Source organism: Thermomicrobiales bacterium, assembly GCA_023954495.1.
In the GTDB taxonomy this organism is placed as follows: Bacteria; Chloroflexota; Chloroflexia; order Thermomicrobiales; family CFX8; genus JAMLIA01.
Map to the genome: position 1 here is coordinate 13,124 of JAMLIA010000008.1, position 12,697 is coordinate 25,820.

Annotated in this window: 12 protein-coding genes; 5 read left to right on the forward strand and 7 right to left on the reverse strand. The window is 63.7% G+C overall.

Features of this window, described 5'->3' with window-relative positions; genetic code table 11:
* Positions 1-3: 3 nt before the first annotated feature.
* Both M9890_02775 and M9890_02780 read right to left on the reverse strand, forming a co-directional pair.
* Entirely contained in the window at positions 4-1,284 is a 1,281-nt protein-coding gene (locus M9890_02775) for a lamin tail domain-containing protein (GenBank protein MCO5175884.1), read from the reverse strand.
* A 128-nt stretch (positions 1,285-1,412) separates the two neighbouring features.
* Entirely contained in the window at positions 1,413-2,510 is a 1,098-nt protein-coding gene (locus M9890_02780; protein MCO5175885.1) for an SIS domain-containing protein, read from the reverse strand.
* Between the two features lie 104 nt (positions 2,511-2,614).
* Here M9890_02780 and M9890_02785 point away from each other — a divergent pair, with 104 nt between their 5' ends.
* From M9890_02785 to M9890_02795, 3 genes are all read left to right on the forward strand, one after another.
* A complete protein-coding gene (locus M9890_02785) occupies positions 2,615-4,048 on the forward strand; it encodes a PLP-dependent aminotransferase family protein (GenBank protein ID MCO5175886.1) in 1,434 nt (477 codons plus the stop codon).
* A gap of 62 nt (positions 4,049-4,110) precedes the next feature.
* Positions 4,111-4,749, forward strand: a complete 639-nt coding sequence (locus M9890_02790) for a sorbitol dehydrogenase family protein (GenBank protein ID MCO5175887.1) — start codon at positions 4,111-4,113, stop codon at positions 4,747-4,749.
* 26 nt (positions 4,750-4,775) lie between these two features.
* Positions 4,776-6,398 (forward strand): GMC family oxidoreductase, encoded by a 1,623-nt coding sequence (locus M9890_02795; GenBank protein ID MCO5175888.1) that lies wholly within the window; start codon positions 4,776-4,778, stop codon positions 6,396-6,398.
* Between the two features lie 7 nt (positions 6,399-6,405).
* On the opposite strand, the gene M9890_02800 is transcribed toward M9890_02795, so the two are convergent.
* The 3 genes from M9890_02800 to M9890_02810 form a co-directional block, all read right to left on the reverse strand.
* Positions 6,406-7,263, reverse strand: a complete 858-nt coding sequence (locus tag M9890_02800) for a hypothetical protein (GenBank protein MCO5175889.1) — start codon at positions 7,261-7,263, stop codon at positions 6,406-6,408.
* A gap of 76 nt (positions 7,264-7,339) precedes the next feature.
* Positions 7,340-8,143, reverse strand: coding sequence for an alpha/beta hydrolase (locus M9890_02805; protein ID MCO5175890.1), 804 nt, complete (start codon positions 8,141-8,143; stop codon positions 7,340-7,342).
* Positions 8,144-8,197: 54 nt separating this feature from the next.
* Positions 8,198-8,587 (reverse strand): VOC family protein, encoded by a 390-nt coding sequence (locus M9890_02810; protein ID MCO5175891.1) that lies wholly within the window; start codon positions 8,585-8,587, stop codon positions 8,198-8,200.
* Between the two features lie 149 nt (positions 8,588-8,736).
* Here M9890_02810 and M9890_02815 point away from each other — a divergent pair, with 149 nt between their 5' ends.
* Entirely contained in the window at positions 8,737-9,945 is a 1,209-nt protein-coding gene (locus tag M9890_02815; protein ID MCO5175892.1) for an MFS transporter, read from the forward strand.
* Here the strand turns inward: M9890_02815 and M9890_02820 are convergent.
* Positions 9,942-10,667 carry an AhpC/TSA family protein gene (locus M9890_02820; protein MCO5175893.1) on the reverse strand — a complete coding sequence of 242 codons (726 nt, stop codon included), beginning with the start codon at positions 10,665-10,667 and terminating at the stop codon, positions 9,942-9,944. The genes M9890_02815 and M9890_02820 overlap by 4 nt on opposite strands.
* A gap of 109 nt (positions 10,668-10,776) precedes the next feature.
* On the opposite strand from M9890_02820, the gene M9890_02825 reads away from it, so the two are divergent.
* Positions 10,777-11,277 carry a thermonuclease family protein gene (locus M9890_02825; GenBank protein MCO5175894.1) on the forward strand — a complete coding sequence of 167 codons (501 nt, stop codon included), beginning with the start codon at positions 10,777-10,779 and terminating at the stop codon, positions 11,275-11,277.
* 7 nt (positions 11,278-11,284) lie between these two features.
* Here the strand turns inward: M9890_02825 and M9890_02830 are convergent, their stop codons facing one another.
* Complete coding sequence (locus M9890_02830; protein ID MCO5175895.1) at positions 11,285-12,304, reverse strand: dipeptidase; 1,020 nt, start codon at positions 12,302-12,304, stop codon at positions 11,285-11,287.
* Positions 12,305-12,697: the final 393 nt, after the last annotated feature.

Sequence of the window (12,697 nt, forward strand, 5' to 3'; positions counted from 1 at the left end):
GCTCTATGGGTAGGTGTCTGCGACACGGCCCTGTGCGTCACGCAGCGTGACGGTGTCGCCGTCAGCAACTGACTGGCAGAGTCCCCAGTACAGGATCGCGTAACGCGACTTGATGACATCCTCGCCGTTGCAGACGTTGACGGTGACGTAGAACCCGGCCTTCACCGTCACGTCCGGGAACGTGTAGACGTGTCCGTCCTCGTCAGACAGCGTCCAGCCCTGCATGTTGACCGAGCTCTCGAACGGCGTCTTGTTCCAGATCATGATCTGCTCGGTGGTTGGGCCGGGTGTCTGGACCGACTCGATGATGACAACGTAGCCATCGGTGATCGGGGCGGTCGGTGCTGGTGACGGAGTTGGGGTCGGCGCTGGCTCAGTCGGCGTCACGATAAGCTGCTGCTCGTCGTAGCGCCAGGCGTAGTAATGCAGGCCGACGTTGCCCGCCTCGACCTGCCAGCCAGCGGAGTTGCCCGGCGTGTAGGTCAGGCAGCGGCGCTCGAAGCATTGCAGCAGGACATCAGTTGAGACGCCGCCGACAGAGACGATCGTCCAGTACGCCTCGGTGATCGGGTAGCCGGTTGCGTAGTAGGGATTCTCGAACAGGTTGGCCTCGGTCAGGTTGCCGTTGTCGGAGACCAGGCCGGTCGAGTTCATGAACGACCAGAAGACAGAGGCGACGGTGTGGTCGATGCCGGGCACCTGCACGCGCTCGGCAGCAGTGACGCCATATGCGGCGAAGTCACTGACGGTCCCGACGTTGCCGTCGGAATCGACGCGCTGGCTCAGTACTTCGCCAACCTCGGTCGCTGGCGCTGAGCGCAGGTCGGCGAGATCGGCGTAGGTCGGTCCGTTGTCCGGGCCGGGATCGCCGGCGACCTGAACTTCGGCTGGGTCGCGCTGGACGAATGTATCGTCGCCGACCTGCATTTCGCCGGTCATCAACTCGACAACCAGCAGGCCGTTGGTAACGTACCAGGGGCTATCTGCGGCGATCGACGCGTCGTTAGTGACTTCCATGCGTGACTTGTCGAAGTACTGGACAGTGCGCTCGTGGTCCGGCGCCTCGGCGTAGTCTTCAACGAGCGCAGCGGTGTTGGCTTGCGGTCCCCACATCCATGTTCGGCTGACCGCGCCATCGGCGACGGGCTTGTCCGTTCGTGCCCACGTGCGCTGGAACGCCTCGTTGGCCGGTTGCTCGGCAGCGACCTGCGTCTGGACAACAGCTACCAGTAACAGCACGAACGTAAGCGCGAGCGCGATGGCTCGTCTGGGCCGTGACAGCATATGGTCGTCCCTTCCCATTCTACGTCAGGTACCGTGGCCGTCGAGAATCGTGGTCAGGGAGAACCGTGCCACACGACCAGCGCGACGGCCAACGCCGCGCTGGTCGTGTGATGGTATTGGTACGCGATCTAGAGTGGGGCGAGCGCGTAGGCGCGGGCGAAGCGCGGGTCGTCGCGGCGGAAGGTATCCGGGTTCGTGCCGCGGGTGATGGCATACCAGTAGGCCAGCATCTGCAGTGGCACGAGCGTTGTTAGCGCCGAGAACGGCTCGGCGATGGCCGGGACCGTGATCCAGCCGGCAGCACCCTCGCGGAGCTCGGTCGCCGTGCCGTCGCTGACGACGAACAGATCGAGGCCGAGGTCGCGCGCTGCCAGCCCGAGCTGGATCGTTCGCGGCTGACCGGCACCCTCCGGCGCGACCAGAATCATCAGATCTTCGGGCTCGACTGAGGTGAACGGGCCGTGCAGCATCTGCTCGACCGGCAGTGCCTCGGCGTTGATGTAGCTGGCCTCTTTAATCTTCAGCGCTGCCTCCAGCGCCGACACACCTGCGGCACCGGCTCCGGAGAGCCAGACTTTGCGATGACCGGCGTGGACCTCGGCGAGCGAGCGGATCTGCTGCTCGGCTTCCAGCGCGCCACGCATTGCCGCCGGCAGCTCGCTCGTCAGTGCATCAATGCCGGCCACCGGCGCGCCAGTTCGGCGTTCGCCGACGGCTCCGGCGATAGCGGTGAGAACGGCGAGCGCCGACGTGTAGGAGATCGTGTAGGTCGCAGAGCCTTCCGGCGCGGTTGTCGTCAGGACGTGCTGCAAGTCGGTGTGCCGCTGCGCGCCCTCCTCGCCGGTGATCAGCGCCAGCGCCGCCGACGACTCGCGGACACGGTTCAGCGCATCAACGCTGTAGCTCTTGCGGCCGGTGTGGCTGATGACGATGACGGCGTCGCGGTCGGTCAGCGGGGGGCCGTAGAGGCAGAAGTCGAATGAGTGGCAGGCGATGGCGGTCAGTCCGCCGCCGAAAGCCCTGAAGAAGTATTCGCCCATGAGCGCAGCGTGGTAGGACGTGCCAATGCCAACGATCCAGAGGCGATCCAGTTCGGCGACCGTGGCTGCGAATCGGTCGACTCGCTCGCTGTTTGCGGGTACAACCTGCTCGATTGCATCAGGCTGATCGAACATGTGCTGGTGCATGTTGAATGGGTGACTCGTCGGACGTTCCGGTGCGCTCATTGAATTCTCATCCCTTTCGATAGTCGCGAAATCATCCATTTCAGCATATGCTCAAGTGGCACTAAGTAAAGGGCCACTTGAGGCGAAACGTTTGGAGCCACAGTATGACTGTCGATCTCGCCATTCCGATTGAGGTCGATCGGGATTCCGGCGTGGCTCTGCACGCACAGCTCGCAGAGCAGTTTCGACGTGCCATTCTGGACGGGCGGCTGGCGGCGGGTGACAGATTGCCGGCGACGCGACAGATGGCCGCCGAGGTGGGAGTGTCGCGCAACGTGGTGCTGGCTTGTTACGACGAGCTCTTCGCTCAGGGCTACGTCGAGGGTCGCCACGGCTCCGGCACCTATGTCGCTCACGATCTGCCGGCAGCATCGGCGCGCACCTTGCCCGCGCCGAGTGGCACTCCACGTTGGCTACGAGACCTCCCCGAGCTGATCAGCACCGATGCTGACCCGACCGCCAGGATCGACTTCCGACTGGGGCGTCCGTCGACCAGCTACCTGGCGTCCGACGCCTGGCGGCGCATCTGGCAGACGGTCGCGTCCGAGCCGGTGCCGTCGGGCTACGGCGATCCTGCCGGTGAGCCGCTGCTCTGCGAGGCGATTGCTGCCTATGTCCGGCGCTCGCGTGGTGTGATCTGCCAGGCGTCGGATGTCGTCGTGACGTCGGGCGCAGTGCAGGCGATCGATCTTGTCGCTCGCGCGACGATTCGCCCCGGCGATGCGGTGGCGATTGAGGATCCCGGCTATCCGGTCGCCCGTGCAGTTCTGACGGCACGCGGCGCGCAGATCGTGCCAGTCGGCGTCGACGAAGACGGATTGCTGGTCGACGAGCTTGCCGAACACAGCGACGCGCCGTTGCTCGCCTACGTCACGCCTTCGCACCAGTACCCGCTCGGAGTGCGGATGTCTCTGGCGCGACGGATGGCGCTGCTGGAGTGGGCGCGGATGGCGGACGGGCTGATTGTTGAAGATGACTATGACAGCGAATATCGCTACGACCGCGCGCCACTTCCGGCGCTGGCTGGTCTCGACGATGAGGGTCGGGTCGCCTACATCGGCACGTTCTCGAAATTGCTGGCACCGTCGCTGCGAGTTGGGTATCTGATAGGTCCGGCACCGCTGCGAGAGCGCGTCGTTCAGGCGAAGCGGCTGGCGGATTACCACACCGCCTGGCCGGTGCAGCGGGCGCTCGCCGCCTTCATCACCGACGGGCACCTGGAGCGCCACATTCGGAGGATGCGGCGGCACTACGCCGACAAACGCGCGGCACTTGCTCGGGCGCTTGAGCCTGTTGCAGACCGAGCGGTAATGCGCGGCCTCGAAGCCGGACTACATGTCTATCTGGAGCTGGAGCCGCCGCTGGATGCTGAGGTCGTTCGGCAACGCGCGTTCGAGCGCGGCGTTGCGGTGACGACGCTGGCTGGCTACGTCGTTGATGGCCAGCCTGCCAACGGGCTGCTGCTTGGTTACGGTGGCCTCAGTCTTGAAGAGATCGAAGAGGGCGCGGCTGTGCTTTGCGAGTGCCTGACGCAGTGAGATTGTCGTGACAACTCCGATGGCTACGTCTGGTCATTTCAGCTGCGGGAATGGAGGGAAACGTGTCACCTGGACCTGAGTTACCCCGCATTGGTCGCGAACCGGAGTTGGATCGCGTGCTCAGTCGCCGCGCTTTTCTCGCGCTCGTCAGCTCAGGCATCGCCGCCACCGTACTGGCTACCTGCGCGAACGGCGACGACAACGATACGACGCCTACGGCGGTCGCTGAGACGGTGGTGACCGGCTCCCCAGTGGCGACGGAACCGAGCGAAGCCTCGCCCGAAACGAATGGCTCGCCACAGCCTGATCGGTCTGTAGCGATGTTTCTGACGCTCTCGTCGGCGCTGACCGGCTTCGACGATCTGAGTGACCAGCAGCTGGCCGAGACCTACCTCGGGAATCTCGGCGAAGAAGGTTCGGCGCTCGTCGATCTGTTCAGCGCCGTCGGTCTGAGCTCGCCGGATGTCTCGCTCACATTTGACCAGGTCGAGTCAGCCGGAGTCTTCGACGACGATCGCCTTAGCGCTCTCGCCGACAAGATCACGGTTTACTGGTATAGCGGTAAGTACCAGCAACCGGATGGGCAGGATGCCGTTGCGACGTTCATCAACGCCCTGGCGTGGCCGGCGACTGGCTATCGCGTTACTGGACCCAGCAGTTGCACCGGTCAGACCGGCGTCTGGACCTCGCCTCCCGCATAGGCACCGCATCACAGCAAGGAGAACCGATGGCAGACCGAGTTGAGGCTGATGTTGTCATAGTCGGTGCCGGTGTCGCGGGGTCGCTCATTGCCTGGCAACTGGCGACTGCGGGGATACAGGTCGTCGTCCTCGAATCCGGCACCTGGGTCGATCGACACAAGGGCGTCGAGCAGTATCGCGCTGCGGTCGCCAAGACGCCCGAAGCGCCCTACGAGGATCTCGAGTGGGCGCCGCGACCGCTCACGATCGCGCTCGATCAGTATTACGAGCAGGTCGGCGAAGTGTTCTTTAAGAGCACCTACGAGCGCCGCGTCGGTGGCACGACGTGGCACTGGCAGGGGACGGCGATGCGCTTCGTGCCGAACGACTTCACAATGCAGTCGCTCTACGGACACGGCAAGGATTGGCCGTTGACCTATGACGATCTGGAGTCGTGGTACGCCCAGGCCGAGCAGGCGCTCGGTGTGGCGGGGCAGCAATACGACAACGACCTGATGCCACGGAGCGGCCCGTTCCCGATGCCGCCGCTGCCGATGACGGTGCTGGATCAGCGCATCGCCGAGGCGGCGACGCCGCTGGGCCACAAGGTGTTCATCAACGCGCAGGCGAAGAACTCGCAAGCGTGGGATGGTCGACCGCCGTGCTGCGGCAACAACATCTGCGTGCCGATCTGTCCGATCGGAGCGAAGTACGATGCCGCCGTGCATGCCACCAAGGCGCAGGACGCGGGCGCGCAGATCATCGACTCGGCTGTTGCTTACAAGATCGACGTTGGTGCTGAGGGCAAGGTCAGCCTGATCCACTATAAGACGCCGGACGGTGCCGAACACGAAGCGGTCGGCAAGCTCTACGTCGTCGCAGCCCATGCGATCGAGACGCCGAAGCTACTGCTGATGTCGAAGACAGATGCCATGCCGAACGGCGTAGCCAATTCGAGTGACCAGGTTGGGCGTAACTTGATGGACCATCCGACCCTGGTGAGTCTGGCACTGACCAACGATCCGGTCTGGCCGTATCGGAGTCCGCTGGAGACGTCAGGGATCGAGACGTATCGCGACGGCGATTTCCGCGCGACCCACGCCGCATTCCGTACGCCGATCGGCAACGATGGCTGGTCGTTCGGCGGGAAGATTCCGCCCGACCTCGCTGCGGGGCTGATCGCTAACGAAGGCTTGCGCGGACCGGCGTTGCGCGCGCGAATCGGCGAGATGGCGCAGCGCCAAATCCGGCTCGCCGCGCTCGTCGAGCAACTGCCAAACCCTGACAACCGCGTGACGCTCTCCGAGACGCGCACCGACGCGCTGGGCATACCGGCCCCGCGGATCGAGTACGCGCTGGACGACTACACGACGAGCGGCATCGAGCAGGCGAAGCAAATGGCCGACGAGATCTTCGATGCGCTGGGCGTTTCGTACCGCGAGCATCAATCTGAGTTCTTCGGTGCCGGGCATATCATTGGCACTCACGTGATGGGGACCGACCCCGCCACGTCAGTGACCGACCCGGACGGCCGAACGCACGATCACCCGAATCTGTTTCTCTCGGGCTGCGGCCAGTTCCCGACCGCGGGCACGGCCAACCCGACGCTCACGCTCGCGGCGTTGGCGCTACGGACGGCAGACGTGCTGAAGAGCGATCTCGCTGGCTAAGTGGCGGCTATCTTCGGCTTGCCGCCAGGACTGCCGAGAAGAACGACTGAACGCCATCCAGCAGTTTGAAGCCCTCATGCCTGACGCCGGGCACGACATCAAGCTGGACGGCGATGTCGTGCTGCTCGAAGCTGTCACGCAGTGACGTGATGCGATCTATCCGCGTCGCACCGGCGGCGTTCACATTTGGCATCCAGTAGCGGCTGCCCTCGCTGATGGTGATCTCCCAGGTGTCGGTATCGTCCCCGCCGACGATCATCTGGACCGGTACCTCGCGCATTGCCGGGACGTTGAGCGCGACACCGAATTGCTCCTCCAGATCGGCGACGCCGACCCACCAGAGTTGCTGGTCGTCCAGCAGCGTGACCATGCCGGGAGCGCCGATTGAGACGCCCAGCAGGCGCGACGGGTGCAGGTAGAAGAAGCGGTGCGCGAAGTGCCCGCCGCCGGAGAAACCGTGCAGCAGGAAGCGCTCGCGCTCGATCCGATAGGTCTCGGCAACCTCGTCGATCATGGCCAACAGCAGGGTGTCGAAGCGGATGTCGTGGAACTTGATGAACTTGTAGCTGCTCAGCTCGCCCGGTTCGATGATGCCGACCGGGAACAGCGGGCTGAGGACGATGCACTGCTCGCGTTCGGCGAACTCTGCGAACGCATCGCGATAGTGCTGCGCCGTGCGGTTGGTCCCATGTATCAGAACCACGAGCGGGTAGGCCGTCTCGCCGTCTTCGTCGTAGTCCTGCGGCACGTAGAGGCAGTAGGAAAAGCGCTGGTCATACTGGCAGGCGAACATCGTTGTTCGGCCGAATCCGTAGTAGGAAATGCGATTGCCGTGGCCCGTTCGGCGCGGCGGTGCCTCTGTCATGTGTGGGTGTGCCCTTCATCGTGCGCGTGGTCGGCACCGGGCAACTGGTGCCCACCGCGCGCTGGTCTGATCGTCGCTAGCTGTCGGACCGCAGGAACGTCAGCAGGTCATCGATGAAGCGCTCCGGTTCCTCACGCATCGGGTGGTGGCCGACGCCGGGGTAGACGTGCATAGTCGCGTTCGGGATGCCGTCGAGCAGCAGCTTGCCGCCCTTAACCGAGACGCTCGGGTCGGTATCGCCGTGGATCACCAGCGTTGGCGCTGTGATCTCGCCGAGGCGCGGGCGAACGTCGTGAGTCTCGTTGATCGCGCGGGCCTGGCGGGCATAGCCGTCGCGGGTGATGCGGTTGCCGCGCGCCATCTCAGCGACTTCAGCGAGCTTCCCCGGATTGCGATCGAAGAATCCGGGAGCATATGACGCGGGCGATGCGGCCTTCGAGCGCTCGACCGGATCGACGATCCAGCTCTCGCGCGGCGGTGGTGGGAAGGGCTGCCCGATAGCAACACCGGCAGCCGGTGAGGTGCCGACGAGCACGAGTTTGGCGACGCGGTCCGCGTGCTCGGTGGCGAGATGGAGCGAGATGAACCCGCCCATTGAGTGCCCGACAATCGCCGCGCGCTCGATCCCGAGCGTATCCATCAGGGCTGCCACGTCGCTGGCCATGTCCGAGACAGAATAGTCGGCGGTCTCCTCGCCGTTCTCACCGGCGTCGCGGTTGTCGAGAGCGATGACGCGGAACTCCGGTGCGAGCTGTTCGGCAATCGGTCGCCAACTGGCGCGAAAGCCGCCGAGACCGCTGACCAGAATGACCGGGTCGCCGTCACCCGCCCACTCGTCATAATGAATCACTCGTCCCTGGCTGGTGGTTGCTACTGCCATTCGTACTCGCTCCGTTCACTGGTTGCTGCATTGTCGCGGATCGTAGCACGCTCCCTAGCTCTCGAATGGATCCTTGCGGCCAATGAGCTGGGCGCAGTTGCCGGCTGGATCGCGGAAGTAGGCGAGCAGATCGCCGGCGTCGGTCTGGAAGACGGGATCGAAGGCGATGCCGCGTTCGGCCAGGTCCGCGCGGGTCGTCTCGAACTCGTCCATCGACACCATGAAGGCGAGGTGTGAGGGCGCGGTCAACGGCTCGCCGGGGACATCGAGCATCTCGATCATTCCGCCCTTGCCGTCGGACAGAAATGCGAAGTGCTGGCGATCTCCGCGCACCTCGCGGACAACCTCCATGCCGAACATCTCCTTGTAGAAGGTGACTGTCTCGTCGAACAGTGCTCCTTCAGCCGGAATTGCGGTGTGCTCCAGGCGGAATGCGCTCGCCATTGTCTGGCTCCCATCCATGCGTCGTACAGATACCAATGCGGCGATGTGCCACGAGCATGTTACGATCCCCGCCTGTCCGGTGGTGCGACTCACCGGCGTTTGGGGGGTATCGCGCTTCGATGGATGTCGATCGTCGTTCACAGCAGCTGATGACCCGACGCGCGCTGCTGATGCCGGTCTATGTGCCGACGATGTTGCTGGGGCTGGCAGAGGGCCTGCTCCTGCCGACTCTGCCTGCCTTTGCCCTGTCATTCGATGTCAGCTTTGCAGTCGCCAGTCTGGTGCTGGCCGCGTCCGGCATCGGGACGCTCGTCGCAGACCTGCCGGCCGGTATGCTGCTTGGTCGCATGGGCCTGAAGCCGACGATGGTACTCGGCGCGGCGCTGGTCGCTTTCGGCACGATGGCGCTGACGTTCGCGACCGGCGTGAATCAGCTCATCGCTCTGCGGCTTCTGGCCGGCGTCGGCACTGCGATGTGGGGCCTGTCGCGCCACGCATTCATCACCGAATCGATTGATCCGCGCCAGCGTGGGCAGGCGATCTCTGTGTTCGGCGGCATAAACCGGATCGGTGTGTTTGGCGGGCCGGCCATCGGCGGGATTATCGGCAATCAATTCGGGCTATCGGCCTCGTTCTTTGTCGCCGGCGTGCTTGGGTTCATCGCGCTGGCTATCTCGTTCATTTTCGTGAAGGACACGCAAGTTGCCGTCCACTCCGAGCGCGGCGCGCGCTGGGGACTGGTGCGCGAGATGGTTCGGGCGAATTGGAGGGATTTGAGCGCTGCGAGCGTCGCTCAGACATTTGCCCAGATGATCCGGGCTGGGCGGCAGACGATTATCCCGTTTTATGGCCTGTCGGTTCTGGGTCTGGATGCCGGGCAGGTCGGGCTGATCCAGTCCGCGTCGTCGAGTGTCGACATGATCCTGTTCATACCGGCCGGCTACCTGATGGACCACTTCGGGCGCAAGGTCGCAGCGGTCCCGTCGTTTGCCGTGATGGCGGTCGGGATGGTGCTGGTGCCGTTCACGACCGGATACCTGACGTTGATGGCGGCGGCGACGCTGATCGGTGTCGGCAATGGCCTCGGCAGCGGCACGATGATGACGCTGGGAGCGGACCTCGCGCCGCCGGGGGCAACCGGTGAGTTCCTGGGGCTCTGGCGGCTGATCGGCGATTCCGGCCGCGCAGGTGGTCCGTTGGCAGTCGGCAGCCTCACGGACGCACTTGGCTTCGAGTACACGTCGTTCATCCTGGCAGCAGTCGGCCTTAGCGCGTCGGGGATCCTGGCGCTGCTGGTGAAGGAGACCCGCGTCGCCGACGACCCGGTGCTTGACTCAGGCGCTCCGCCCGGCGGCTAGGTCGCGATCATTGCCTCGATGCGCTTGGCCTGCTCCAGCAATTCGTCAAGAGCCAGATAGTCCGACGCGTCGCGTGCGATGTGGTGGTGGAGTAGCCTGCCGTCGGCGCTGACGATTGCAGTGCCCGGCAGCTGGCGCGGATCGCCACCCTTCGGCAGTGCTGGCAGGTTGCCACGCATCACTGCGCGAGCGCCGCGGACGATAATCCGGGGGTTGACGAGTTGGCCCGGCGAACCCTTGACGAAGCCATAGACGGCGTAAGTGGCCTGTTCTGGATCACAATAGATCGGATAGGGAATGTCGAGTGACTGCGCCCAGAATACAGTGTCTTCGACAGATGCGGGGGTGACGATGACCACGCGGAGACCGGCGGCCGCGATCGCCTCCACGGACCGGTTGTATTCACGGACCTGCTCTTTACAGAACAGGCATGACAGGTACCTGACAAACGTAAATGCGGTGGTTCCGTGCCGCCAGATTTCCGACATCTGGACCGTCTCTCCGGTCACGGTATACAGGGGTAAATCAAACGCGGTGGTGGCCGGTGCTTGCATCGCGAATTTGCTCCAGTCAAGTTGAGTGAACAGGCTCATCTTACGGTCTTTCATGGTGTTGTGCGCGTCTCCGATACACTCAACTGCGAGATTGTCATGCGAGAATCGTGCCGCAAGACAGGCTGAAGGAATCATGGTGCGTCGAATTGTTCCGACCGTCTTACTCATTTGGCTGGTATTGCTGACAGCAGGCTGCGATACCGAGGCATTCCTGGCCACTTCTACACCGTCGGGCGGAGTGCAAATCACTCCGTCACCATCGTCACAATCGTCGTCGTTGAGTGCACGCGCGACGCAGACAGCACTGTCTGGCGGCGCGTCAGCGTCATCCGGGACGGGCGATGCGCCGGATGGCATGCTCGCCCACGTCGATCGTGTCGTCGATGGCGACACCATCATCGTCGAGCTCGATGGTCGTGATGAGCGTTTGCGCTATATTGGCGTCGATGCCCCTGAATCGGTGAAACAGGACTATCCGGTGGAGTGTTTCGGGCCGGAGGCGAGTACTGAGAACAAGCGCCTGGTCGATGGTCGCTACGTCATGCTGGTCAAGGACGTGAGCGATCGGGATCAGTACGGTCGGCTGTTGCGCTATGTCTACGTGCAGGACGACAGCACCGGCGAGTGGGTGTTCGTCAACATGCGTTTGGTCGAAGAGGGCTACGCAACCTCGGTGACATTCCCGCCTGATGTCGCGCATCTCTCGGAGTTCCGCGCAGCTGAGCGTGAGGCGCGCGACGCAGGTCGTGGCCTTTGGGGTTCCTGTTCGACGCGCTAGGCGCTCGCTAGCCAGCCATCACGGAGTCGAGGAGCCGCAGCAGGTTCCCGCCGAGTACTCCGCGGATCGTATTTTCGTCATAACCACGAGCCAGCAATCCGGCCGTCACATTCGGGAACTCGCTGATTGTTGAGAATCCAGTTGGTATGCCGTCTGGCGCATGGGAAAGTGGCTCACCGGGTCCAGACCGCATGTAGTCGACAAAGTCCGGGCCGAGAGCGATATGCTCAACCCCGGCGATCGAAGCGACATGGTCGAGATGATCGAGCATACGCTCCAGGCTCGCGGCGTCGCGGTTGTCGTCGATGAACTGCGCGACAGCGTTGATGCCGATAATCCCGCCGCTCTGCGCGATCGCCCTGATCTGGTCGTCGTCCAGGTTGCGTGGGTGGCCGCAGAGCGCCAGCGCGTTGGAGTGCGAGGCGATGACGGGACGCTCGCTCGCCTCGATCAGATCCCAGAACGAGCGGACTGACAGGTGCGAGGCATCGAGGAGGATGCCGAGGCGATTGGCTTCCGCGACGATCTCGCGGCCCAGCTCGGTCAGCCCGCCGTTCGCGCGCGCTTCGCCAATCCCTTCGGCCAGCAGGTTGCGCTGATTCCAGGTGAGGCCGAGGACACGGATTCCCAGCTCGTAGAACATGCGCAATGACGCAACGCCGTCCTGAATCGGCTCGCCGCCCTCCATCGCCAGGACAAACGCGATCTGACCATCGGCGATCGTGGCGTCGATCTCGGCGCGGGTGCGGCAGAGCGATACGTCGGGCGTCTCGTCGATGTCGGCCAATGCCGAGCCAACCAGCGTCACAGCGCGGCGCAAGGCGCGGTCTGGCTTGTGTTCCTCTTCGGTGAACAGGGTTGTCACGACGAGGTTAACGCCACCGGATCTCCATGCTGGAACGTGGAGGCGCGCCAGGACTTCAGTCTCACCAACGAGCCTGCGTCGAGCGACGTCGCAGAACACGTCCGAATGCGCGTCGGCGACAATTGCTGATTTGTGGAGTGCGTGGGCAGCCGGATCGTCCATCGACCAATCCTTCGCGTCGCGTGTCTGCTGGTCGGGATTCTTTGTCGCGACATCGTATCGTAAATCCCATATGTGCATTGAAGATCACCAGCAGATCGTGCACACATTGAAGAACGCTCTCCTGGGTTGGAATGAGCTGAACGGGTGGGAGACCTCTCACTGCGGGTCGAGATAACATAACATAGAGATGGCTTCCGATCGAACAATCCGGCATTGACAACCGACTCACTATTCGACCGTAGTGATGATGTCGGGCGAGAGAGCCGCCGCCGATGTTTCCACGGGGCAGAACTTGGCTTGTCCTCGCCGTCAGGCGACACCCTCATCAGCAATGGATCACTGCGACAAGCGATAGCGCGCATCCTGGCGGCCCACTGAGCTTCAGGTTTCTGC

What these genes read in the sequence shown, in the direction of transcription:
- M9890_02775 (MCO5175884.1), bottom strand. Translation starts at nt 1,284, where the DNA reads ATGCTGTCACGGCCCAGACGAGCCATCGCGCTCGCGCTTACGTTCGTG.
- M9890_02780 (MCO5175885.1), bottom strand. Translation starts at nt 2,510, where the DNA reads ATGAGCGCACCGGAACGTCCGACGAGTCACCCATTCAACATGCACCAG.
- M9890_02785 (MCO5175886.1), top strand. Translation starts at nt 2,615, where the DNA reads ATGACTGTCGATCTCGCCATTCCGATTGAGGTCGATCGGGATTCCGGC.
- M9890_02795 (MCO5175888.1), top strand. Translation starts at nt 4,776, where the DNA reads ATGGCAGACCGAGTTGAGGCTGATGTTGTCATAGTCGGTGCCGGTGTC.
- M9890_02800 (MCO5175889.1), bottom strand. Translation starts at nt 7,263, where the DNA reads ATGACAGAGGCACCGCCGCGCCGAACGGGCCACGGCAATCGCATTTCC.
- M9890_02805 (MCO5175890.1), bottom strand. Translation starts at nt 8,143, where the DNA reads ATGGCAGTAGCAACCACCAGCCAGGGACGAGTGATTCATTATGACGAG.
- M9890_02810 (MCO5175891.1), bottom strand. Translation starts at nt 8,587, where the DNA reads ATGGCGAGCGCATTCCGCCTGGAGCACACCGCAATTCCGGCTGAAGGA.
- M9890_02815 (MCO5175892.1), top strand. Translation starts at nt 8,737, where the DNA reads ATGACCCGACGCGCGCTGCTGATGCCGGTCTATGTGCCGACGATGTTG.
- M9890_02820 (MCO5175893.1), bottom strand. Translation starts at nt 10,667, where the DNA reads ATGAGTAAGACGGTCGGAACAATTCGACGCACCATGATTCCTTCAGCC.
- M9890_02830 (MCO5175895.1), bottom strand. Translation starts at nt 12,304, where the DNA reads ATGGACGATCCGGCTGCCCACGCACTCCACAAATCAGCAATTGTCGCC.